We start from the raw sequence: 23,781 nt of genomic DNA on the forward strand, positions 1-23,781 counted from the left end.
CCGCGGGCGGCGCCGCCCCCCCGCCCCCCCCCCCCCCCCCCCCCCCCCCCGCCCCCCCCCCCCCCCCCCCCCCCCCCCCCCCCCCCCCCCCCCCCGGTCGCCGCGCGACCGCGCGGCGAAACCGCTTTTAACTGGCCTGTGGCAGCAAATTGCTCTATCCTCAACCCCAGACCCGGAAAACCGGGCAGAAACTGAGGCAGTCGAGCGGTGCTCTCATGACAGAGATGGTTTATGGCGCGGTCCCGGTGGCGGGCGGCGAACCTGTGCTTCCGAAATGGTGGCGAACGGTGGACAAGTGGAGCTTGTCCTGTATCCTGACGCTGTTCGCGGTGGGCATCCTGCTGGGGCTCGCGGCCTCGGTTCCGCTGGCCGAACGGAATGGCTTGAACCCCTTCCACTACGTGCAGCGGCAGGCGTTTTTCGGCGGGCTGGCCATGGTGGTCATGATGCTGACCTCGATGATGTCGCCGCTGATGGTGCGCCGTCTGGCGGTCGTCGGATTTGGTATAGCCTTTGTGGCCCTGGCTTTCCTGCCTGTGCTGGGCACGGATTTTGGCAAGGGCGCGGTGCGCTGGTACTCGCTGGGTTTTGCCTCGGTTCAGCCCTCGGAATTCCTGAAACCCGTTTTCGTCGTTGTGTCCGCATGGCTTCTGGCCGCAGGACAGGAGTTGGGCGGGCCGCCGGGGCGAATGTATTCCTTCGTCATCATGGTGGCGATCGTGCTGATGCTGGCGATGCAGCCCGACTTTGGTCAGGCCTCGCTGGTGCTGTTCGCCTGGGGTGTCATGTGGTTCGTGGGCGGAGCACCGATGGTCCTGCTCATGGGCCTTGCCGGGCTGGTCGTGGCGGGTGGCACCCTGGCCTATAACGCGTCCGAGCACTTTGCCCGCCGCATCGACGGCTTCCTCAACCCCGAAGTCGATCCGACCACGCAGATGGGCTATGCCACCAATGCCATCATCGAAGGCGGTTTCTTTGGCGTAGGCGTGGGCGAGGGCACTGTGAAATGGTCGCTGCCCGACGCGCACACGGACTTCATCATCGCGGTCGCCGCCGAGGAATACGGCCTTGTCATGGTCCTCGTGATCCTGTCGCTCTATGCCACCATCGTGGTGCGCAGCTTCATCCGGTTGATGCGCGAACGGGACCCGTTCATCCGCTTCGCCGGAACGGGCCTCGCCGCGATCTTTGGCGTGCAGGCGATGATCAACATGGGCGTTGCCGTCCGACTGCTGCCGGCCAAGGGCATGACGCTGCCCTTCGTCAGCTACGGTGGCTCGTCGCTGATCGCGGGCGGTATTGCGGTCGGCATGCTCCTGGCCCTGACCCGGACCCGACCGCAGGGCGAAATCGGCGATATCTTGCGCGCCGGGCGGCGCTGAGCGCCACAGGTGGCGCTTTCCCGGCCTGCCTTGGTGGACGGGCCGGGGGGACTGGTATAAGGGGCGCGGATACGGGTCGAGGGAGTGAACGGATGACGGAGCGCAAGCCTCTGTTGGTGATGGCCGCCGGTGGCACCGGCGGGCACATGTTCCCCGCGCAAGCCCTGGCCGAAATCATGCTGGCGCGCGGGTGGCGCGTGAAGCTGTCCACCGACGCGCGTGGCGCGCGTTATACCGGCGCTTTCCCCGAGGGGGTCGAGATCGAAGAGGTGGCCTCGGCCACCTTTGCCCGTGGTGGGCCTCTGGCCAAGGTCGGCGTGCCGTTCAAGGTGGCCGGTGGCGTGCTGTCGATGATGATGCGGATGCGGCGTGATCGTCCTGCCGCCGTGGTGGGTTTTGGTGGCTATCCGTCGATCCCGGCGTTGGGCGCGGCCTATCTGCTGAAACTGCCGCGCATGATCCACGAACAGAACGGCGTGCTGGGCCGCGTCAACGAGATCTTTGCCCCCAAGGTCGACATGGTCGCCTGCGGCACCTGGCCGACCACTTTGCCGGAGGGCGTCGAGGGTATTCACACCGGCAACCCGGTGCGCGCCGCCGTGAAGGAACGCGCAGGCGCAGGCTATATCGCGCCGGGGCCTTACCCGATGTCAATGCTGGTGATCGGCGGGTCGCAGGGCGCGCGCATCCTGTCGGACATCGTGCCGCCTGCCATCGCGGCTCTGCCTTTGGACATGGTGCAGAACCTGCGGGTCAGCCATCAGGCGCGGGACGAGGACGGCGAGCGGGTCGATACCTATTATGCGGAAAACGGCGTGCAGGCGGATGTGCAGCCGTTCTTTCATGACGTACCGGCGCGCATGTCCGAAGCGCAGCTGGTCATCTCGCGCTCGGGTGCGTCCTCGGTGGCGGATATCTCGGTGATCGGACGGCCGTCGATCCTCGTGCCCTACAAGGTCGCGGCGGGGGATCATCAGACGGTGAACGCGCAGGCGCTGGTGGATGCGGGGGCGGCGATCCGCATCCCCGAAAGCCAGCTGACGGTCGACACGCTGCGCGACGCGATCGAGGCGATCCTGTCGAACGAACAGGGCGCCATCAGGATGCACATGGCGGCCCTGTCGGTCGCCAAGCCCGATGCCGCAGAGCATCTGGCCTATCTGGTTGAAGAGTTGGCAGGTTTTACAAAACAAGAAAGCGAGGCGGGACATGAAGGATCTGGAGATTGAGAGGGGCGCACGCATGATGGGCGCGACGAAGCTGCCGGGTGACGTGGGCGCGATCCACTTCGTCGGCATCGGCGGCATCGGCATGTCGGGCATCGCCGAAGTGCTGCTGAACCACGGCTACACGGTGCAGGGCTCTGACCTGAAGGCGTCGAAGATCACCGACCGGCTGGTGTCGATGGGCGCGACCGTGTTCGAAGGCCAGCGGGCCGAGAACCTCGAAGGCGCGGAGGTCGTCGTGATCTCCTCGGCCATCAAGCCCGGCAACCCCGAGCTGGACGAGGCACGCCGTCGCGGCATGCCGGTCGTGCGCCGTGCCGAGATGCTGGCCGAGCTGATGCGCCTGAAGTCCAACGTCGCCATTGCCGGAACCCACGGCAAGACGACGACGACCACCATGGTCGCGACGCTGCTGGATGCGGGCAAGTTCGATCCGACCGTGGTGAATGGCGGGATCATCCATGCCTATGGCTCGAACGCGCGCATGGGGCAGGGTGAATGGATGGTGGTCGAGGCGGATGAATCCGACGGCACCTTCAACCGTCTGCCTGCGACGATTGCCATTGTGACCAACATCGACCCCGAGCACATGGAGCACTGGGGATCAATCGAGAATCTGCGCCAGGGGTTCTATGACTTCGTGTCGAACATCCCGTTCTACGGGTTGGCGGTTTGCTGCACCGACCACCCCGAGGTACAGGCTCTGGTCGGTCGCGTGACCGACCGCCGCGTGGTGACCTACGGGTTCAACGCGCAGGCGGACGTACGCGCCGTGGGTCTGCGTTACGAAAAAGGCGTGGCGCATTTCGACGTGCATTTCCAGGTTTCGGGCGACGTCATCGAGGGCATGACCCTGCCGATGCCGGGCGACCACAACGTGTCCAATGCCCTGTCGGCGATTGCCGTGGCGCGGCACCTTGGCATGTCGGGTGACGAGATCCGTGCGGCGCTGGCGGCGTTTGGTGGTGTGAACCGCCGCTTCACCAAGGTTGGTGAAGTGAACGGCGTGACGATCATCGACGACTACGGCCATCACCCGGTCGAAATCGCCGCCGTGTTGAAAGCCGCGCGTCAGGCCTGCGAAGGTCGCGTGATCGCTGTACACCAGCCGCATCGCTATACGCGCCTGTCGCATCACTTCGAGGAATTCTGCACCTGCTTCAACGAGGCGGATGTGGTCGCCATCGCCGAGGTCTACGCCGCGGGTGAACAGCCCATTCCCGGAGCCTCGCGCGACGATCTGGTGGCGGGGCTAGTGCGTCACGGTCACCGCCATGCGCGGGCCATCGTCAGCGAGGACGACCTTGAGCGGTTGGTGCGTGAGCAGGCCCAGCCCGGTGACATGGTGGTTTGCCTTGGCGCGGGGACGATTTCTGCCTGGGCCAATGGCTTGCCGGCCCGGCTGGCAAAGTAATGTCTGCGAATTGAGACCGCGAAGGGCCCTCCGGGGCCCTTTTTCCTTGTGGGGCAGGCGTTTCGCCGCGCGATGCGCGACGACCCGGGGGAGGCTCTGCCTCCCCCGAGACCCCCTCCGCGGTATTTTCATCAAGATGAAGGGGAAAGGCCACGTGCCTCGACTGACGCAGATCATGGCTGATCGGTTGCGCTTGGCTAGGGTGGGCGGGGAAGTGGAGGCAACATGGCTGAGCAACTGAAGCGTCGGATCGGGTTGGGCTTGCTGACGGCCTATGGTGTCGGCGTCATGGTCGGAGCAGGGATTTATGTCCTGACGGGCGCTGTCGTCGGCCAAGCGGGTGTCTGGGCACCTCTGGCATTTGCCCTGGCCGGAGTGATCGCCGCGCCGACGGCGCTTTCCTACGCGGAATTCTCGACCCGCTATCCGCGCGCGGCGGGTGAGGCGTTGTACGTTTCGAAAGGCTATCGGCAGGACTGGCTGGGCGTGCTGGTCGGTCTGGCGGTTGTGATTGCCGGAACGGTGTCGGCGGCGGCGGTCCTGCGTGGGGGGGCGGGGTATCTACTTGGGATTATTGATGCCCCCTTCGTTTGGGCCCTGCTGGGCCTGGGCGGCCTTCTGGTTTTGGTGAGCGTGGTTGGCGTTTTGGAAAGCCTGGGATTGGCGGCCTTGTTTACCTTGGTCGAATTGACCGGGTTGGGGCTGGTTGTCTGGGCCGGACTGGGGGCCGAGCCTGTGGCGGTGTCCTCTGGGGGCGTGCCTTGGGCGGGTGTCGGCGCTGGCGCGGCGCTGGCGTTCTTTGCCTTCATCGGCTTTGAAGACATCGTGAACATGGCAGAGGAAGTTCGCGATCCCGAACGCACCATGCCGCGTGCGATCCTGCTGTCTTTGGTCATTACGTCAATGCTTTACGGGTTGGTGGCCTGGGCTGCTGTAAGGGCCGTTCCCGTGGAACTTCTGGGCGTCTCGGAGCAACCGCTGGCGCTGGTCTGGGAGCATGGCACCGGCGGCTCGGCGCGGTTCCTGTCCGGGATCGCCGTGTTTGCGGCGCTGAACGGGGTTCTGGCGCAGATCGTGATGGCGGCGCGGGTGCTTTATGGTTTGGGAGAACAGGGCGGGTTTCTGGGCATGTTTCACCATGCACATCAGAGGTTTGGCACGCCCGTTCTGGCGAGTGTCCTTGTTGGGGGCGCAGTTGTTTTGGGGGCGCTGACCTTGCCGGTGGCGGTCTTGGCGGAGGCGACGACCACGGTGTTGCTGGCAGTTTTTGTGTTGGTGAATGGTGCACTTATTCTTGAGAAAAAACAAGGGGTTAGGGCGGCTTTCGAGGTGCCGGGATGGGTGCCGGTGGCGGGGCTTTTGTTGTCGGGGGGGGCGTTGATCGCGGGGGTTGTGTGATAGGCGATATGATGGCACACTATACAGGCCTGCGGGGGCAGTTGGAGGTTGGAGCCATGACGCTCTCTTTGATCCTTGCCTGCGTATGGGCCGTGGCGGCGAACCTCGCCGCGATGATCCCCTCGAAGGACCATCACTGGACACGGGCTTACGTGTTGATTGCATTGGGAATTCCTCTTGTCGGCTTTGTCACTTACCAGAACGGCCCCTGGGTCGGGCTGGCGGTTCTGGTGGCGGGGATGAGCCTGCTGCGCTGGCCGATGATCTACCTGGCACGCTGGGCAAAACGGCTGTTTGCGGGCACCGCGAACGGGTAAGGTTTGACCGCGCGGCGAGGTTAACGGAGCGTCCCGAGGGGGCGATTTCCGGCCTTAACGCTGCGCGCGGTGGGGTTAACACGGCGTGCGCAGGTCAGCGGCGCACCAGATGTGGTGGGGCCCCGGGGGCGGACTCGCATCGGGGTGTTGCGCTGTTAAGCTTTGGCGCGGCGACGTTACCGATGAACCGGCCGGAAACAGGGGTGAAACCGGCCGGATTTGAACGGCCTGCGGGTTTTCAACAAAAAGAGGTTAACGCGCCCCCCTGTGGCGGTGCGCGGGCGATTGCCAAGGGGCGCACACCGGCGCAGGGTAAGCCCACGACAGGTGAGGGGTGCAGGTGGTCAAGATTGACGAGATCAACAACCGGAAAAAGCTTGAGGCTTGGCTGAACGCGCTGCCGCAGGGGACCGAGGCGGAACAGGCTGAGGCGCGGCGGATCGCGGTGAGCGTGGCGGCACGGGCTGCGGCGCGGGTGCTGCCGGTTTGGTGGCGGTTCGCTGCCGAAGATCCCGTGGCGCGGCAACGTAATTTGACAGCCTTGCCGATTTTGAGGAGCCTTTCAATATCCTCGGTCGCGAGCAAACGTCCAACCGAGGAAATCGGCGCGGCCGCCATCGCCGCTGAGAGCGCTGCTAAAGCCGTCGTCATCAATTCCGCCACCCTATTTGCCGCAAAATCCTCGGTCAAAGCGGTCAGAGCTGCCAGTTGGATCGGTCTTGCCGAAACTGCTTCTGCTGCCCATGCCGCAGACGACGCAGCAGCAGCCATCTTCGCTGACACCCCTAGCGGCACCTCCGCTGTCGCCGCCGGATGGGAAAGCCTCAAGAATGACCTACTCTGCCTTATTGCCGGAGGGGACGTCTTTGCCGCGCCTCTATGGAATGGGGATAACCCGCTCTCGGAGGCTTGGCGCAATGTGAAGGCTATCGTCACCGCCGGAGAGGCGGCTGCGGACTGGGCGTTCTGGCTGTGGTGGTACGAGGGCGTGTTGACCGGCACCGCGCCGGACCCGGCGTCCCCCCTGATGGTGGAGATCGCGACAAGTAAGGAGATCGATTGGGAGGATGTGCCCAAGGCGCTGACGGCGATCAATGCGATCTGCGAGCGGCATGGTGGAGCCAAAGGGGAGCAGCCTGCGCCAGAAGCAGAGGCGGACCGAGCAGAGAGGGCGGGTGCTGCTGCGGGCAAGCGCGTTGTCGATCAGGTGCGGCACACCGTGGGCGAGAACCGAAAGGAGATTCCGGCCACATTGGAAGCCTTGCAGCAGTTGATCGTGCTGGAAATCGAACGATGGCAGGGGAACAATTTCCTGAATGCCGAGCATCCCGATCTGTGTCGCCAGCAGTTGCACACCTTTCTCGTGATGTATGAGGCGCTGGAGCGAATGGCTCCTTTGATTCCGGTGGAAGGGCTGCCGACCGTGGCGGAGGCCGAAAAGATCGTCGGTTTGGGGCAGTTGTACCGTGACAAGTTCGCGGCCCTGCCACGAGAAAAGGCGGACGAGATCGTTGCCGCTGTGTGGGAAAGCGGCGGGGCGGCGGTGAACATGGGAATGGTGTTCGGGACGACTGTTCTGTTGGGGCAGATCGGCGTGCCTCAGGAAGTCGGTGTGGCCGTCGGAGCATTGGCGTTTGGACGCAAGCAGGCGGGCGAGATCATCAAGGCGGCCAAGGACCACATCCTTCCGAAACCCGGAGCCTGACCGGGGAGTCGGGGTGGAACCCCGACCTACGCACGTTGCGGTGGAATCGGCGTGGGAGGTGTGTTGGAATCCCACCCTACGGGATACGCGGGGTTTCGCTGGCGTGGATTGCGTGGCGCCTGTGGGCGCGGTAGCAGGGGCGCGAAGGAGATCGTGTCATGAGTCAGAGCCAGCCTGAGACAGGGATGCCCGAGGTGCGGGGGAAACTGACCGCCGCGAAACCCATGTCGGAACTGACGTGGCTGCGGGTGGGTGGCCCGGCGGATTGGGTCTTTCAACCCGCCGATTTGCAGGATCTGACCGATTTCATGCGCGACCTGCCCGAAGGCGTGCCGATCTTCCCGATGGGCGTGGGGTCGAACCTGATCGTGCGGGACGGCGGGTTGCGCGCGGTGGTGATCCGGCTGGGGCGCGGCTTCAACGGGATCGAGGTCGAAGGGTCGCGGGTGCGCTGTGGCGCGGCGGCCTTGGATGCGCATGTAGCGAAGCGGGCGGCGGAGCAGGGGCGGGACCTGGGATTTCTGCGCACGATACCGGGCACAATCGGTGGGGCCGTGCGGATGAACGCCGGGTGTTACGGCTCTTACGTGGCGGATGTGCTGGTGGAGGCCGTGGTGGTCCTGCGCTCGGGCGAGGTGGTGACCCTGGGGCGCGATGACCTGGCGTTTGGCTATCGGTCGTCGGTGCTGCCCGAGGGGGCGGTGCTGGTGGAGGCGCTGTTCGAGGCGCCGGAGGGCGCGCCCGATGCGCTGCTGGCGCGGATGGAGGAGCAGGTGGCCAAGCGCGACGCGACCCAGCCGGTGCGGGAACGCACGGCGGGCAGCACCTTTCGCAACCCCCTGGGGCGGTCGTCCACGGGGGCGGCGGACGATACGCACGAGTTGAAGGCCTGGAAGGTGATCGACGATGCGGGCATGCGCGGGGCGCGGCGCGGCGGCGCGGTGATGAGCGAGATGCATTCGAACTTTCTCATCAATGCGGGCGGCGCGACGGCGGCGGACCTCGAAGGGCTTGGCGAGGAAGTGCGGGCGCGGGTGCGCGAGACGCAGGGGATCGAACTGGTCTGGGAAGTGGTGCGCATCGGCGAGCCGTGAGGTGTTCACGGTTCCGTGATCTTTGGGGCGCGCCGGAAGGGAACTTTCGGCGCGATTTTCGTCTGATTGTGCCGGGTCGGCCTGCGTCGGCCGTGCGCGTGGTGCACGATTCAAGGCGTTTCGTGAATAATGTGATCGTTCAGGGGGCCTTCGATTAACGAAAAAGGGTTTTCCCTGCCTGTGGATTACGGCTAGAGTAAGGCACGGACCTCGAGGGTGATTTGCCCCGGGGTGACGCATTGGCCCCGGCAGAACCGGCATCAGACCGGAGGGGCACGGCCACAGGCAAGGTCGTTCACACACATGGGGATCAACCCCGGACAAGAGGCGGTAAGGGATGTCGAGCGGGACACTCCCGAAGGTGGTGGTACTGAAGGGCGGGCCCTCGGCAGAGCGCGAGGTCAGCCTTGTTTCCGGTCGGGAATGTGCTGCTGCGCTTCGGGGCGAGGGATACGAGGTGATCGAACTGGACGCGGGCGCCGACGTGGCGCAGCGGCTGGCGGAGATCGGCCCGGACGTGGTGTTCAACGCATTGCATGGCCGTTGGGGCGAAGACGGCTGTATTCAGGGGATGCTGGAGTGGCTGCGGCTGCCCTATACGCATTCCGGGGTGCTGGCGTCCTCCATGGCGATCGACAAGGAGAAGACCAAGGAGGCCTATCGGGCGGCGGGTCTGCCGGTCGCGGAGAGTTTCCTGGAAAAGAAGAGCGTGGTTGCGGCGGGGCATGTCATGGCGCCGCCCTACGTGGTGAAGCCGTATAACGAGGGGTCCTCGGTCGGGGTGTACCTTGTGCATGAGGTGGCCAACGGGCCGCCGGTGATGTCCGAGGAGATGCCCGAGGTGGTGATGGTCGAGGCCTTCATCCCGGGGCGGGAACTGACCTGCACGGTGATGGGCGACGCGGCGCTGGGCGTGACAGAGATCCTGACGGACGGCTGGTACGACTATGACGCCAAGTACAAGGCCGGTGGGTCGCGGCATGTTTGCCCGGCGGAGATCCCGCAGGACGTATATGACGCCTGCATGGACTACGCGGTGCGCGCGCATCGCTGCCTGGGCTGCAAGGGCGTGAGCCGGACGGATTTCCGCTGGGACGACTCCAAGGGCCTCGGCGGGCTGATCCTGTTGGAGACCAACACCCAGCCGGGCATGACGCCGACCTCGCTTTCGCCGGAACACGCGGGGCTGAAGGGCATGACCTTTGGCCAGTTCTGCGCCTGGATGGTGGAGGATGCTTCATGCGGGCGGTGAGGGGCGTCGAGCGCAAGCAGCGCCTGCAGCCGGACCCCGGAGTGGACACGGGGATGGCGCGGCTCGACCCGCGCATGAGCCGCATGAAATACCGGATCGAGCGGCTGATGCTGACGCCGCTCTTTCGCTTTTCCCTGCGCGTGGTCCTGCCGGTCGTGCTGATCGCGGGCGGCGTGGGCGGCTGGTTCTCGGTCGAGGCGAACCGGACGGCGTTCAACGGGATGGTCGCCGATGTGCGGGACGCGGTGGAAAGCCGCCCGGAGTTCGAGGTCAAGATCATGGCCATCGACGGCGCCACCGACATGACCGCCGAGGTCATCCGTGCGGCGGTGCCGGTGGATTTCCCGGTCAGTTCCTTTGACCTGAACCTGCCGGAGATGCAGGCGAAGATCGGCGCGCTGGACCCGGTCCGTGCGGTGGAACTGCGCATCCGTCAGGGCGGCGTTTTGCAGGTCGACATCATCGAACGCCTGCCGGCGCTGCTGTGGCGGTCGGCCGAGGGTCTGTACATGCTGGATGACAGCGGCGTGCGGGTCGGCCCGGCAACTTCGCGGCTGGACCGGCCCGACCTGCCGGTAATTGCGGGCGAGGGCGCCGAGGATGCCGTGGCCGAGGCGCTGCGGCTTTGGTCCGTCAGCGGGCCGATCAAGGCGCGGCTGCGCGGGTTCGAACGCATCGGGGCGCGGCGCTGGGACGTGGTGCTGGATCGGGATCAGCGCATCATGCTGCCGGAAACCGGCGCGGTGCAGGCGCTGGAGCGGGTGATTGCGTTGTCCATGGCGCCTCAGATGGACCTGCTGGCGCGGGATTTGACGGTTGTGGATCTGCGGCTGCCGAGGCGGCCGACGATCCGGATGAGCGAACAGGCCACGCAACAGATGTGGCAGATCAAAATGATCGAGGCGGGCAACAGATGATTCAGGGTTTCAAGGGGTACGGGCAATGATCGAGCTTTATGAATCCCAGCGCGCGATGCGCAACATGCGCCGGGCTGCGATGCAGCGCGGCGTGATCGCAATCCTCGACGTGGGCACGTCCAAGATCGCCTGCCTCGTGCTGCGGTTCGATGGATCGGACACGCGCGACGAGGGGATCGGATCGCTGGCGGGCCAGTCCGGGTTCCGGGTGATCGGCGCGGCGACGACACGCTCGCGCGGGGTGCGGTTCGGTGAAATCCACGCCATGGGCGAGACCGAGCGCGCGATCCGCACGGCGGTGCAGGCGGCGCAGAAGATGGCGGGCATCCGCGTCGATCACGTGATCGCCGCGTTTTCCGGTGCCGATCCGCGCAGCTACGGGCTGGCGGGGCAGGTGGACGTCATGGGCGTCACGGTAGACGAGCAGGACGTGGCCCGCGTGCTGTCGGCCTGCGACGTGCCGGACTTTGGCCACGACCGCGAGGTGCTGCACGCGCAGCCGGTGAACTTTGCGCTGGACCATCGGTCCGGCCTGATCGACCCGCGCGGGCAGATCGGGGCGGAGCTGTCCTGCGATATGCACATGCTGACGGTGCAGGCGCAGGCGGTGGCGAACCTGGCGCATTGCGTGAAGCGCTGTGATCTGGAACTGGCGGGGCTTGCGTCCTCGGCCTATGTGTCGGGCATCGCGGCGCTGGTGGAGGACGAGCAGGAGCTTGGCTCGGCCTGCATCGACATGGGCGGTGGCGCGACGGGCATCTCGATCTTCATCAAGAAGCACATGATCTATTCGGATTCCGTGCGCATGGGCGGGGATCACGTGACCTCGGACATTTCCATGGGGCTTCAGGTGCCCATGGCGACGGCGGAGCGGATCAAGACCTTCTACGGTGGCGTTGTCGCGACTGGCATGGACGACCGCGAGTTGATCGAATGCGGCGGCGAGACCGGCGATTGGGAGCACGACCGGCGGACGGTCTCGCGGACCGAGCTGATCGGGATCATGCGGCCCCGCGTCGAGGAAATCCTCGAAGAGGTGCGGGCGCGGCTGGATGCGGCGGGCTTTGACCACCTGCCGTCGCAGCAGATCGTGCTGACGGGGGGCGCATCGCAGATCCCCGGGCTGGATGGTCTGGCGTCGAAGATCCTTGGCCAGCAGGTGCGACTGGGCCGTCCGCTGCGCGTGCACGGGCTGCCGCAGGCGGCGACGGGGCCGGGCTTTGCCGGGGCCGTGGGCCTGTGCCTGTTCGCGGCGCATCCGCAGGACGAATGGTGGGACTTCGAGATCCCGGTGGACCGCTATCCGGCCCGCTCGTTCAAGCGCGCCGTGCAGTGGTTCCGGGACAATTGGTGACGGGGCGCGTCCCTGTCATGGTTTTTCCAGCGTCGTAGACAATCCCCGGCCATCTGGCGGTTTTGCGCCCGGTGGCCACTATATGGGGTGACGGCCCGGTTAAGACCTGTTAAAGATTCTGTGGATAAGGGCGGGAGAACGCTCGAATAAGGGGCGAGCAGGCCTCACGGACACGCGAAAGATGAAAGATGTGACGCAGGGTCAGGCGGCCACTGTGGCTGGTGTCGTGTGAACTGTCGCCTACATGATCTTGGCATTGCTGCGAAAACTCGCGGAAACCTGCCAAAAACATGCCATATTTGGTGTTTTAACCCTGTTTTTTACGTGACGCCGCAGCGACTTCTCGGTAAACTCTCCCTTAACAGGCAGAGGACGTGCCTGGATCGGTGAGAAAACCAAGTCGCAATACGACAGTCGATAAGAACACAGGCGGACAAACCATGGCACTGAACCTCTCCATGCCCGGACAGGAAGACTTGAAACCGCGCATCACGGTCTTTGGCGTGGGCGGGGCAGGCGGCAACGCCGTCAACAACATGATCGAGAAGAACCTGGAGGGGGTCGATTTCGTCGTCGCGAACACCGACGCCCAGGCGCTTCAGCAGAGCATGGCGCAAAGCCGCATCCAGTTGGGTGTGAAGGTGACCGAAGGTCTGGGCGCAGGTGCCCGCGCATCGGTCGGTGCTGCCGCCGCCGAAGAGTCGATCGAGGCGATCGTCGACCACCTTGCAGGCGCGCACATGTGCTTTATCACCGCCGGGATGGGCGGTGGCACGGGCACCGGCGCGGCGCCGATCATTGCTCAGGCAGCGCGTGAACTTGGCGTTCTAACTGTCGGTGTTGTCACGAAACCTTTCCAGTTCGAAGGCGCCAAGCGGATGCGCCAGGCAGAGGAAGGCGTCGAGACGCTGCAGAAGATGGTCGACACGCTGATCATCATTCCGAACCAGAACCTGTTCCGTCTGGCGAACGAGAAGACGACCTTTACCGAGGCGTTCTCGCTGGCGGATGACGTGCTGTACCAGGGTGTGAAGGGCGTGACCGACCTGATGGTCCGTCCGGGCCTCATCAACCTCGACTTTGCCGACGTGCGCGCCGTGATGGACGAGATGGGCAAGGCGATGATGGGCACCGGCGAGGCCGAGGGCGAAGATCGCGCCATCCAGGCGGCCGAGAAGGCCATCGCGAACCCGCTGCTGGACGAGATCTCGCTCAAGGGCGCGAAGGGTGTGCTGATCAACATCACCGGCGGCACCGACCTGACCCTGTTCGAACTGGACGAAGCGGCCAACCGCATCCGCGAGGAAGTGGACCAGGACGCGAACATCATCGTCGGCTCGACCATGGACGAAAGCATGGGTGGCCTGATGCGCGTGTCGGTCGTGGCGACCGGCATCGATGCGACCGAGAACGTGGCCGACATGCCGGTCCCGCGCCGTTCGCTGTCGCAGCCGCTGCGCCAGCAGGCCGCCGCTCCGGCGCCCGCGCCGCAGCAGCCCGCACCGCAGCCGGTGGTCGCGCAGACCGTGTCCCACGCTCCGGTTCAGGAACCGCTGTTCAACGATTTCGACAGCGAGCGCGCAGCCGCTGAAGAGCAGATGGAAGACATCTTCGAGGACGAGGCGCCCACCGCCGCGCCCGTGGCCATGGACGACGGCCTGCCGCCGCCGGCCTATCAGCCGCAGATGTCGGACTTCCGTCCGCAGCCGGACAGCATCGAAGCTGACCCGAACGATTTCGTCGCACCGCGCAAGCCCACTCCCGGTGAGCCGAGCCCGGCGACGCTGGACCGCCTGAAAGCCGCCGCCGCCCGTTCGCGTGAAGGCATCGGCTACGGTGCAGCCGCCCAGCAGGCCGTGTCCGAGGTCGAAGCCGCAGACAAGCCGCGGTTCTCGGTGAACTCGCTGATCGGTCGCATGACCGGCCACGGTGGCGAGCAGCAGCAGCCGCAGCAACCGCAGCGCCGCCAGCAGCCGCCGGTTCAAGGCCACCGCCCGGCACCCGCTCCGGCCCCCGAGGCCGAGCCGGAAGAGGATCGCATCGAGATCCCGGCATTCCTGCGCCGCCAGGCAAACTAAAGACCGTCTCGGAGACCGAGACCCTCGTGGAAGGCGCCCTCTGTCGATGACAGGGGGCGTTTTTCGTTGTGAGATTGGGCAGGTTTCCCGGTAAGGTGATTTCATTTCCTAGGAATCGCCTGATGCTTGTATCGCGACGTATTGGAAGGTTGGCGAAGGCCTTTATGCTGTGCCTGGCGGCTGCCTGTACGGCGCCCGAAACGACCCTGACCCCTGCGCCTCCCGGCCCGGACACCGATCGGGCCGCTGCCATTGGCGCGGCGGTCCGCCCGCTGATCGGCAAGCAGGTGCGGGGGATAGATGTCTCGCATTACCAGGGGCATGTGGATTGGGTCGCGGTGAAGGCTGCCGGGATTAACTATGCCTATGCGAAGGCCGTACAGGGCAACACCAACGAGGATTCGGAGTTCGCCCACAATTGGGAGGACATGAAGGCCGCCGGGATCCTGCGGGGGGCCTATGATTTCTACGTCACCGGCGACGAACCCGGCCCGCAGGCAGAGAATTTCATCGCCAAGGTGAAGCTGGGGAAGGGCGACCTGCCGCCGATGGTCGATGTGGAGACCATGAGCGGCAACATGGTGCCGGACGATGACCTGATCCCGGACCTGCACGAGTTCCTCGAAACGCTGGAGGCGCATTACGGGCGCAAGCCGATCATCTACACCAGCCCCGGCTTCTGGAACGCGCATTTCGACGACAGCTTTGGGGCCTATCCGCTGTGGGTGGCGGAATATGGCGTGAGTCAGCCCAAGGCGGTGACGGGCTGGGACACCTGGACCTTCTGGCAGTACAGCCAGAACGGGTCGGTCGAGGGCATCACGGGCGCGGTGGACATGGATCATTTCAACGGCGGCGCGGCGAAATTGCTGGCGCTGGTGCTGGAGATCACACCGAAATAATCCGCTTTGCCCCCTGTAACATGCCGTGAGTGACGGGCCGAATGCCCCGGTTTTCGGCATAGAATGATGCAATAAACGGCATTCCGTGGGGGAAGGGCGAACACTTCGCACTGGGTGGCGGGTCTGTGGATGGATGTATTTGTGCGATGTGTATCAACGGGTTGCATAATGCGTTTGGGGGGCTGCGCGGGGCTTTGCCCATGGCGTTTCCGGGATGTTTCACTCGGTTACAAACTTTGATTTGAGGATTGCCCGCCCCGTCCTCTATCCCACTCATGAAGCCGCGCCGGGTGTATGGGGGTGCGTGCAACATCAGGGTATTTTCGTGCAAACCACGATCCGCAACACGATCCGTTTTGAAGGCACCGGTCTGCATTCCGGTGCCCCTGCGCGTCTGACCATCCGTCCGGCGTCGATCAATCACGGGATCTGGTTCAAGCGCACCGACGTCGAAGTGGGTGACCGCCTGATCCCGGCGCGCTGGGACGTGGTGGAGACCTCTCCGCTGTGCACCGAGATCGTGAACAAGGCGGGTGTCTCCGTTTCGACCATCGAGCATGTCATGGCGGCGCTGGCCGGGTGTGGCGTGCATAATGCGCTGATCGAGATCGACGGACCCGAGGCACCGATCCTCGACGGGTCGTCGGTGCCCTTCGTGCGCGGCATCCTGAACGCCGGGTTGCGCCAGCAGGGCGCATCGGTCCGTGCCATCGAAGTGCTGGAGACCGTCGAGGTCGAAACCCCGGCCGGTTGGGCGCGCCTGTCGCCCGGCACGGCAGGGCAGGGGCTGGAAATGGCCTTTCACATCGATTTTGCCGATGCGGCCATCGGGCGTCAGGAAAAGCGCCTGAACCTCGCGAATGGTACGTTCGTACGCGAACTGTCGGACAGCCGGACCTTCTGCCGCGCGTCGGACGTTGAGGCGATGCGCGCCGCGGGCAAGGCCCTGGGCGGGACGCTGGAAAACGCCGTCGTCGTGGACGGCGACCAGGTGCTGAGCCCGGGCGGTTTCCGTCACGAGGACGAGGCCGTGCGTCACAAGATGCTGGACGCGCTGGGGGATCTGGCGCTGGCCGGAGCGCCAATTATCGGCCTTTATGAGGGCCATAAAGCGGGTCATGCGCTGACAAATGCCCTGCTTCGTGCGCTTTTTGCCCGCCCCGAAGCCTATCGCATGGTGACCTGCGACGCGGCTTTGGCGGCGACGCTGCCCGGTGCCGGTGTCGAGCGGGACGAAATCCCTGCCGTGGCCTGAACCGGGGCGGCATGGCGGTCTGGCCGCATACCTGTGTCAACCGACCGGCAACATCTTGCGATCCTTTGATCCAGCCGATGCCATTAGGGCGTTTTGCCTGCGAATTTTCTGTGCTAGACCCGGCTCAATGGGGGCGTTTCGTGTACGGCACGGCGTCCAAGAAGAACAGAGGACGGTGGTGATGACTGGGGGCAGTTCGCGGGCTTTGGTGTTCGGGATGGGTGTCGCGGCACTCCTGCTGTCGGGGTGCGGCCAGATGCAGCGCAAGGACGTCGGACCCGACGGCCAGCCGCTGGAAACCTACACCGCCAAGCAGATTTACGAGCGCGGGGAATACGAGGTTTCGCGCAAGGATTTCGAGGACGGCGCCTTCTACTTCGGCGAGGTCGAGCGTCTGTATCCCTATTCGGAATGGGCGAAGCGGGCGCTTATCATGCAGGCCTACGCCTATCACAAGGACAAGGATTACGAGAACGCGCGGTCCTCGGCGCAGCGGTATATCGATTTCTACCCGGCGGATGATGATGCGGCCTACGCGCAGTACCTGCTGGCGCTGTCCTACTACGACCAGATCGAACTGGTGGGCCGCGATCAGGGGCTGACCTTCCAGGCGTTGCAGGCTTTGCGCACGGTTATCGAGCGCTATCCCGACAGCGAATATGCGCGGTCGTCGATCCTGAAGTTCGACCTGGCCTTCGACCATCTGGCCGGCAAGGAGATGGAGATCGGGCGCTATTACCTGAAGCGCGATCACTTTGGCGCGGCGATTTCGCGGTTCCGCGTGGTGGTGGAGGATTTCCAGACCACGACGCACACGCCCGAAGCGCTGCACCGTCTGGTGGAATCCTACCTGTCGCTGGGCCTGACGCAGGAGGCGCAGACCGCCGCCGCGATCCTTGGCTACAACTACCAGTCCACGGAATGGTACGAGGACAGCTATGCGCTGCTGACCAGGCAGGGGCTGGAGCCGAAGGCGTTCGACAACAACTGGCTGGGCAAGATCTACCGCCAGATGCTGAAAGGTCAGTGGCTGTAAGGTGCGGTGATCCGCACCCTACGGGGACAATCCATGCTGCGCGCGCTTGAAATCCGGGACATGCTGATTATCGACCGGCTGGAGTTGGACTTCCGGCCCGGTCTGAACGTGCTGACGGGCGAGACCGGGGCGGGTAAGTCCATCCTGTTGGATTCGCTGGGTTTCGTGCTGGGCTGGCGCGGGCGCGCGGAACTGGTGCGCGCAGGTGCAGAGCAGGGCGAGGTGGTCGCCGTGTTCGACCTGGCGCCGGATCATGCGGCCTGGGGTGTGCTGCGCGAGGCGGGTCTGCCGGTCGAGGGCGAGTTGATCCTGCGGCGGGTGAACACCGTGGACGGGCGCAAGACCGGCTGGGTGAACGATCGGCGCGTCTCGGGCGAGGTGCTGCGGCAGTTGTCGGATACGCTGGTCGAACTGCACGGGCAGCACGACGACAAGGGCTTGCTGGACCCCAAGGGGCATCGCGCCATCCTGGACGATTACGCGGTGGCCGGGCCTGCGCTGGAGACCGTCCGCGTTGCGTGGCGCGGTGTAGGGACGGCGCGCAAGTCCTTGAAAGACGCGCGGACCGCGCTGGAAAAGGTGCGCGCCGAGGAGGATTTCCTGCGGCACGCCGTGGCCGAGTTGCAGGACTTGGCGCCGGAAGCGGGCGAGGACAGCGCGCTGGACACCCGGCGGCGGCAGATGCAGGCGGCTGAGAAGATCCGCGATGACATCGCGCAGGCCTCGGCGGCTTTGGGTTACGAGGGAGCGGAGGGGGCCATGTCCGGCGCGCTGCGCTGGCTGGAAGGCGCGGCGGCGAAGGCCGAGGGTCGGCTGGATGCGCCGATCGAGGCGCTGGTCCGCGCGATGGCCGAGTTGGACGAGGCGGCGCGGGGTGTGGCCGATTGCCTCGAGGCGCTGGATTTCAACCCGCTGGAGCTGGAGCAGACCGAGGAAAGGTTGTTCGCGATCCGTGGCTTGGCGCGCAAGCATCAGGTCGGCCCGGACGATCTGGCCGAACTGGCCGAGACGCTGGCGGAGCGGTTGGCGGCGCTGGATGCGGGCGAGGCGCGGATCGGTGATCTGGAACGCGCGGTGCGAGAGGCTGAGGCTGTGTATGACGCGGCGGCGACGGAGCTGACCGTGCTGCGGCGCGAGGCGGCAAAGCGGCTGGACGCCGCTGTCGCGGGCGAGTTGGAGCCGCTGAAGATGGGCCGCGCGGTGTTCGAAACCGAGGTGGCTGAGGCCGCCGAGGGACCGGAGGGCCGCGACGCGGTGACCTTCCGCGTGGCGACCAATCTGGGGTCGCCTGCGGGTGCTTTAAATAAAATTGCATCCGGTGGGGAATTGTCGCGGTTCCTGTTGGCCTTGAAGGTCGCGCTTCATGTGGAAGCGGGTCAGGGCGTGACGATGATCTTCGACGAGATCGACCGGGGTGTCGGCGGGGCGACGGCCGATGCCGTGGGGCGGCGGCTGAAGGCGCTGGCCGATGGTGGGCAGGTTCTGGTGGTGACGCATTCGCCGCAGGTGGCGGCGCTGGGTGGCCATCATTGGCGCGTGGCGAAGCGGGTGCAGGATGGCATGACCCTGTCCGAGGTAGTGCCGCTGAGCGCCGAGGAGCGCGAGGCCGAACTGGCGCGGATGCTGTCGGGCGATACGGTGACCGACGCCGCACGGGCGGCGGCGCGGTCCTTGCTGGACCGCTAAGCGCGCGGTAGGCTGAGCAGGCCGAGGCCCGTCAGAAGCAGGGCCACGCCCGAGGCGATGGTCCGTATCACGTTGTAAACCTGCCATTTGTCGCTGTAGGCGGTCCAGATCGCGCGGGCCTGTTCGGGGTCGTCCGGGATGGTTTGCAGTGCCAGGGCCTCGTTCATCGGGACATTGACCGTGGCCGTGAGGATCAACCCTCCGGCAAAGTAGACCAGCGCTGCGAGGCCAAAGGCCGTGGCGGCGGGGCGGGCACTGTCGCACCATGCGAGGAGCGCGGTCACGGCCAGCACCACGGGCGTCAGGAAGAAGGCCGGGAAGAACACCGCGTTGCGCACGGAGGCGTTCATGGCCTGCATCGCCGCGATGGCCGTGCGCGGGTCCGTCGCGTCGAGGCCCCACATGGTCGAGCAGACCCAAGCGTAAAAGAAACCGAAGATGGCCCCGCTGAACAGCAGGGCCAGAAGGGCGCTGGCGCGGGTCATGCGGGCAGGGCCTTGGGGGTGCGGCGGGCCGAAAGCGCGCGTACGGCTTGGGTCATCAAGGCGACGATAGCGACCTGCCCGGTGAGGACAGCGGGCCAGATGCCTGAAAAGGCGGGATCAAAGTATTTATGCGGTCCTAAGGACACCGCTGCGAGCAGCGCGGTGAGGATGCTGAGCGGCACCGCGATGGGGCGCTCTGCCATGATCCATGTCGCCGCAGCGATGGCCGTGAAGGCCGACAGGAAGGGGGCGAGGGCGAAAAGCGGAATGGCCACGGGGGGATGCGGCGCGGTCAGGGTGTAGAGCGCGAAGAGCATCAACAGGTGAATGACCATCAGGACGGCGAGGGAGGCGCGAGTGGGAAGGGGATCGTTCATGTGGGACCTCAATTAGTTGCGTTCCGTAATTTGGTGTACGTCTGGACGTATCCGTAATCGGGTGTACGGTTCGAGTCAACAGGTTTTGGAGGGATGATGACTCCGCAGGAAAAAGACGCACGGGAGACCCAGATCGCGGAGGCCGCTTATGCGCTGCTGCGCGAGAAGGGCTATGGCGGCATGTCGATGCTGGCGGTGGCGCGCAAGGCGAAGGCGTCGAACGAGACGCTGTATCGCTGGTATGGCGACAAGGCCGGGCTGTTCCGGATGCTCATCACGCGCAATGTTGCGGCGGTGTCGGAGCGGCTGGAACAGGTCAGCGGGGAGCGGTCGGCGCAGGCGCTGACGGAGCTGGGCGAGGTGCTGCTGGAATTGCTGCTGTCCCCCAGTGCCATTGCGCTGAACCGGGCGGCGGCGGCGGATGCCTCTGACCAGTTGGGCGCGGTGCTGGCCGAGGGTGGCCGGGGCAAGGTCTTTCCCCGGATCGTGCGGTTTTTCAACGGGTTGTCGGAGGCGGGCGTGATCCGTGGTGCGCCCGGAGAAGTGGCTGAACTGTGGCTGGACCTGCTGGTCGGCGACCTTCAGGTGCGTTGTGTCACCGGCGCGATGCCGCCGCCCGGTGTTGCGGATCGCGCGGCGCGGGCGGCAAAAGCGCAGGCGCGGGTCTTGGCGCTGTTCGGGTGACGGGGTTCCGTTCGGGCGGTCTGTCGGACGCCCCGACTGAACCTTGCAGGCTCAGCGGCCCGCCCACCAGCCGCGCCCGACGACGGGCTTAGTTTCCGCGCACCAGCTTGCCGGGATTGAGGATGTTCTGCGGGTCCATGGCGCGTTTCAGCTGGCCCATGACGTCCCAGCCCTCGCCGTGTTCGGCCTGCATGTAGGCTTTCTTACCCAGACCCACGCCGTGTTCGCCGGTGCAGGTGCCGCCGAGACGCAGCGCGCGTTCGGCCATGCGGTGGGCGAGGTCCTTGGCGATGTCCAGATGCGTGGGTTTGTCCGGGTCGATCAACAGGATGGCGTGGAAATTGCCGTCGCCCACATGGCCGAGGATCGGGCCGGGGAGGCCGGAGGCGGCGATGTCGGTTTGGGTTTCCTCGATTGCGCGGGGCAGTTGGCTGATCGGTACGCAGATATCGGTGACGACGGCGCGGGCGCCGGGGCGCGAGGCGAGGATGGCGTAGTAGCCGTTGTGGCGCATGGCCCAGAGGGCGGTGCGTTCCTCGGATTTGGAGGACCACTGGAAGCGCGAGCCGCCGTGATCCGCGACGATCTCGGCAAAGCGGGCGGCGTCCTGTGCGGCGCTTTCGGGCGAGCCGTGGAACTCCACCATGAGGTGCGGTTGGTCGGCCATCGCGGTGCCCGCGTAGGCGTTGAAGGCCTGCGCGGTCTGGGCGCAGGCGAATTCGATCCGCGCCATTGGGATGCCCATCTGGATCGTCTCCATCACGGCATTGGTGGCGGCGGTCATGTCGGGGAAGGCGCAGATGCCCGCCGAGATGGATTCGGGGATGCCGTGCAGGCGCAGGGTGATTTCGGTCACCAGCGCGAGGGTGCCTTCGGAGCCGACGAGCAGGGCCGTGAGGTCGTAGCCGGCAGAGGATTTGCGCGCCCGCGTGCCGGTGCGAATCACTCGGCCATCGGCGAGGACGGCCTCGAACCCCAGGACATTGTCGCGCATCGTGCCGTATCTGACCGTTGTCGTGCCTGAAGCGCGGGTCATCGCCATGCCGCCCAGCGAGGCATTGGCACCGGGATCGACCGGGAAGAAGAGGCCGGTGGCGCGCAGTTCCTCGTTCAGGGCCTCGCGGGTGACGCCGGGTTGTACGGTCACGTCCATGTCGGCGGGGCGGATGTCGAGCACGCGGTTCATGCGGCTGAAATCCACGGTCACGCCGCCGTGCAGGGGCTGGGCCTGCGCCTCGAGCGAGGTGCCGGTGCCCCAGCCGATGACGGGAATGCCATAACGCGCGCAGGTGCGGACGATCTGCGCGACCTCCTCGGTGGTTTCGGGATAGGCGACGGCGTCGGGCGGGGTGGGGGGAAAGTAGCTTTCGGAGCGGGCGTGCAGGTCCAGATCGGACTTGGACCGGCTGAGCCGTTCGCCTAGGAAAGCCTGCAAGTCGTCGAGCGCCTGGGCGAGGGGCATAAGTCGGTCTCCGGAACTGTGTCGGGGCACCTTAGCCAAGGCGTTAACGAGGGGGAAGTCGCGGGATCGGAGGATATCGCAGTGTCAGGGGTGATCGGGCAACACTTGCAGACCATGCGCGGCGATCTGGGCCGGGGGTGGGACATGCTGCGCCATAGCGGGCCGGGGCAGATTAGCTTTTGGTTCGTCGCGCTGCTGATCGGCGTGGTCAGCGGGTTCGGCGCGATCGGCTTTCGTTTCGCGGTCGAGCAGTTGCAGGCGTTCCTCTATGGCACGCGGGATGTGAACATGCTGGCGAGCTGGGCGGGGCAGTTGCACTGGCTGTGGGTGCTGCTGATCCCGGTGGCGGGCGGCATCGCGGTGGGTCTGATCCTGCAACGCTTTACGCCGGACGGGCGGGTGCGGTCGGTGGCGGACGTCATCGAGGGCGCGGCGCTGAACGACGGGCGGGTCGAGCGGCGGGCGGGCATGGCCAGTGTCCTGTGTTCCTGGATCACCCTGTCGACGGGCGGGTCCACCGGGCGCGAGGGGCCGGTGGTACACATGGCGGCGCTGGCCTCGACCTGGGTGGCGAACCGCCTGAAGGTGGACGGAATCACCGGGCGCGACCTGCTGGGCTGCGCGGTGGCGGCGGCGGTGTCGGCCAGCTTCAACGCGCCGATTGCGGGGGCCTTGTTCGCGCTGGAGGTGGTGCTGCGCCACTTTGCGCTGCATGCCTTTGCGCCCATCGTCGTGGCGAGTGCGGCGGGGACGGTCATCAACCGGCTGGTCTACGGCGACGTGACGGAGTTCGTGCTGCCGGGGACGACGACGGTGGAATTCTACCTCGAACTTCCGGCGTTCTTCCTGTTGGGGCTGGTCTGCGGCGTGGTGGCCGTGGTGATGATGCGGGCGATCTTTTTCGCCGATGACGTCGAGACCGAGTTGCAGAAACGGCTTGGCCTGCCGCGTTGGGCGCGGCCTGCGGTGGCGGGGCTGCTGCTGGGAGCCTTGGCGATCTGGTTTCCGCATATCATCGGCGTCGGCTACGAGACGACGAGCCGCGCGCTGTCGGGGCAGTTGGTGCTGGGCGAGGCCTTCGTCTTTGCCGTCATCAAGGTGGTGGCCGTGTCCTTCACCATGGCGGGGCGCATGGGGGGCGGGATATTTTCACCCTCGCTGATGGTGGGGGCGCTGACCGGGCTGACGTTCGGGCATATTGCGACCGGGCTCGCGCCCGAGATGTCCTCGGCCTTTACGCTGTACGCCTTGGCGGGGATGGGCGCGGTGGCGGCGGCGGTGCTGGGCGCGCCGATTTCCACGACGCTGATCGTGTTCGAGCTGACGGGGGACTGGCAGACCGGCCTTGCGGTGATGGTGTCGGTGTCCATGTCCACGGCGCTGGCGTCGCGGGTGGTGGATCGGTCGTTCTTCCTGACGCAGCTGGAGCGGCGCAAGGTGGCGCTGGCGGCGGGGCCGCAGGCCTATCTGCTGGGCATGTTCCGGGTCAAATCGGTGATGCGCAAACCCACGGACGAGAATGCGGCGGACGAGACGGTCTGCCTCGAGATGATCGAGAAGGGGCTGTACGTGCAGCTGGACGCGACCCTGAAGACGGCGCTGCCGCGACTGGATGTGTCGGGGACGCCGTTCCTTCCGGTGGTCGAGATGCAGGGATCGACGCCGGTCCTGCAGGGCGCGCTGTTCCACGTCGATGCGCTGAAGGCCTACAACCGCGCCCTTGCCGCCACGGCGGCTGAGGAACATTCCTGACGCCC

20 protein-coding genes are annotated in these 23,781 nt (G+C 65.7%); 17 read left to right on the forward strand and 3 right to left on the reverse strand.

Annotated features, from left to right (window positions below):
- Positions 1 to 215: 215 nt before the first annotated feature.
- The 15 genes from ftsW (at position 216) to recN (ending at position 19,016) form a co-directional block, all read left to right on the forward strand.
- Positions 216 to 1,382, forward strand: a complete 1,167-nt coding sequence (ftsW, locus tag ACP16H_RS12355; protein ID WP_425072607.1) for a putative lipid II flippase FtsW — start codon at positions 216 to 218, stop codon at positions 1,380 to 1,382.
- Between the two features lie 92 nt (positions 1,383 to 1,474).
- Positions 1,475 to 2,611 (forward strand): UDP-N-acetylglucosamine--N-acetylmuramyl-(pentapeptide) pyrophosphoryl-undecaprenol N-acetylglucosamine transferase, encoded by a 1,137-nt coding sequence (locus ACP16H_RS12360; RefSeq protein WP_425072608.1) that lies wholly within the window; start codon positions 1,475 to 1,477, stop codon positions 2,609 to 2,611.
- A gap of 13 nt (positions 2,612 to 2,624) precedes the next feature.
- The gene (gene murC / locus ACP16H_RS12365) at positions 2,625 to 4,022 is read left to right on the forward strand and encodes a UDP-N-acetylmuramate--L-alanine ligase (protein ID WP_425072729.1); all 1,398 of its coding nucleotides are present in this window, start codon (positions 2,625 to 2,627) and stop codon (positions 4,020 to 4,022) included.
- 225 nt (positions 4,023 to 4,247) lie between these two features.
- Positions 4,248 to 5,420: an APC family permease gene (locus tag ACP16H_RS12370; RefSeq protein WP_425072609.1), complete on the forward strand. Its 1,173-nt coding sequence runs from the start codon at positions 4,248 to 4,250 to the stop codon at positions 5,418 to 5,420.
- A 56-nt stretch (positions 5,421 to 5,476) separates the two neighbouring features.
- Entirely contained in the window at positions 5,477 to 5,737 is a 261-nt protein-coding gene (locus ACP16H_RS12375) for a DUF2484 family protein (RefSeq protein WP_425072610.1), read from the forward strand.
- A gap of 340 nt (positions 5,738 to 6,077) precedes the next feature.
- Entirely contained in the window at positions 6,078 to 7,442 is a 1,365-nt protein-coding gene (locus ACP16H_RS12380; protein WP_425072611.1) for a hypothetical protein, read from the forward strand.
- Positions 7,443 to 7,600: 158 nt separating this feature from the next.
- Positions 7,601 to 8,536: a UDP-N-acetylmuramate dehydrogenase gene (murB, locus tag ACP16H_RS12385; RefSeq protein ID WP_425072612.1), complete on the forward strand. Its 936-nt coding sequence runs from the start codon at positions 7,601 to 7,603 to the stop codon at positions 8,534 to 8,536.
- A 337-nt stretch (positions 8,537 to 8,873) separates the two neighbouring features.
- Positions 8,874 to 9,788 (forward strand): D-alanine--D-alanine ligase, encoded by a 915-nt coding sequence (locus ACP16H_RS12390; RefSeq protein WP_425072613.1) that lies wholly within the window; start codon positions 8,874 to 8,876, stop codon positions 9,786 to 9,788.
- Entirely contained in the window at positions 9,776 to 10,705 is a 930-nt protein-coding gene (locus tag ACP16H_RS12395; RefSeq protein ID WP_425072614.1) for a cell division protein FtsQ/DivIB, read from the forward strand. Before ACP16H_RS12390 ends, ACP16H_RS12395 begins: the two co-directional genes overlap by 13 nt.
- A gap of 25 nt (positions 10,706 to 10,730) precedes the next feature.
- Positions 10,731 to 12,059 carry a cell division protein FtsA gene (ftsA, locus tag ACP16H_RS12400; RefSeq protein ID WP_425072615.1) on the forward strand — a complete coding sequence of 443 codons (1,329 nt, stop codon included), beginning with the start codon at positions 10,731 to 10,733 and terminating at the stop codon, positions 12,057 to 12,059.
- A gap of 440 nt (positions 12,060 to 12,499) precedes the next feature.
- On the forward strand, positions 12,500 to 14,137 hold the full coding sequence (gene ftsZ / locus ACP16H_RS12405) for a cell division protein FtsZ (protein ID WP_425072616.1): 1,638 nt from the start codon (positions 12,500 to 12,502) through the stop codon (positions 14,135 to 14,137).
- Positions 14,138 to 14,301: 164 nt separating this feature from the next.
- The gene (locus tag ACP16H_RS12410; RefSeq protein ID WP_425072617.1) at positions 14,302 to 15,039 is read left to right on the forward strand and encodes a glycoside hydrolase family 25 protein; all 738 of its coding nucleotides are present in this window, start codon (positions 14,302 to 14,304) and stop codon (positions 15,037 to 15,039) included.
- Positions 15,040 to 15,364: 325 nt separating this feature from the next.
- Positions 15,365 to 16,294 carry a UDP-3-O-acyl-N-acetylglucosamine deacetylase gene (gene lpxC, locus ACP16H_RS12415; RefSeq protein WP_425072618.1) on the forward strand — a complete coding sequence of 310 codons (930 nt, stop codon included), beginning with the start codon at positions 15,365 to 15,367 and terminating at the stop codon, positions 16,292 to 16,294.
- 181 nt (positions 16,295 to 16,475) lie between these two features.
- Positions 16,476 to 17,330: an outer membrane protein assembly factor BamD gene (locus tag ACP16H_RS12420; RefSeq protein ID WP_425072619.1), complete on the forward strand. Its 855-nt coding sequence runs from the start codon at positions 16,476 to 16,478 to the stop codon at positions 17,328 to 17,330.
- Between the two features lie 33 nt (positions 17,331 to 17,363).
- Entirely contained in the window at positions 17,364 to 19,016 is a 1,653-nt protein-coding gene (gene recN, locus ACP16H_RS12425) for a DNA repair protein RecN (RefSeq protein ID WP_425072620.1), read from the forward strand.
- Here recN and ACP16H_RS12430 read toward each other — a convergent pair.
- Positions 19,013 to 19,501, reverse strand: coding sequence for a DUF1772 domain-containing protein (locus ACP16H_RS12430; RefSeq protein ID WP_425072621.1), 489 nt, complete (start codon positions 19,499 to 19,501; stop codon positions 19,013 to 19,015). The two genes, recN and ACP16H_RS12430, sit on opposite strands and share 4 nt — an antisense overlap.
- On the reverse strand, positions 19,498 to 19,878 hold the full coding sequence (locus ACP16H_RS12435) for a hypothetical protein (RefSeq protein ID WP_425072622.1): 381 nt from the start codon (positions 19,876 to 19,878) through the stop codon (positions 19,498 to 19,500). The genes ACP16H_RS12430 and ACP16H_RS12435 overlap by 4 nt, the downstream gene beginning before the upstream one ends.
- Positions 19,879 to 19,974: 96 nt before the next feature.
- On the opposite strand from ACP16H_RS12435, the gene ACP16H_RS12440 reads away from it, so the two are divergent.
- Positions 19,975 to 20,562, forward strand: coding sequence for a TetR/AcrR family transcriptional regulator (locus tag ACP16H_RS12440; RefSeq protein ID WP_425072623.1), 588 nt, complete (start codon positions 19,975 to 19,977; stop codon positions 20,560 to 20,562).
- Between the two features lie 88 nt (positions 20,563 to 20,650).
- On the opposite strand, the gene ACP16H_RS12445 is transcribed toward ACP16H_RS12440, so the two are convergent.
- Positions 20,651 to 22,024 (reverse strand): FAD-binding oxidoreductase, encoded by a 1,374-nt coding sequence (locus ACP16H_RS12445; RefSeq protein WP_425072624.1) that lies wholly within the window; start codon positions 22,022 to 22,024, stop codon positions 20,651 to 20,653.
- A gap of 114 nt (positions 22,025 to 22,138) precedes the next feature.
- On the opposite strand from ACP16H_RS12445, the gene ACP16H_RS12450 reads away from it, so the two are divergent.
- Positions 22,139 to 23,776 (forward strand): chloride channel protein, encoded by a 1,638-nt coding sequence (locus tag ACP16H_RS12450; RefSeq protein ID WP_425072730.1) that lies wholly within the window; start codon positions 22,139 to 22,141, stop codon positions 23,774 to 23,776.
- Positions 23,777 to 23,781 lie beyond the last annotated feature (5 nt).

The sequence above is a fragment of the Sagittula sp. S175 genome, from assembly GCF_049800975.1.
GTDB lineage: Bacteria > Pseudomonadota > Alphaproteobacteria > Rhodobacterales > Rhodobacteraceae > Sagittula.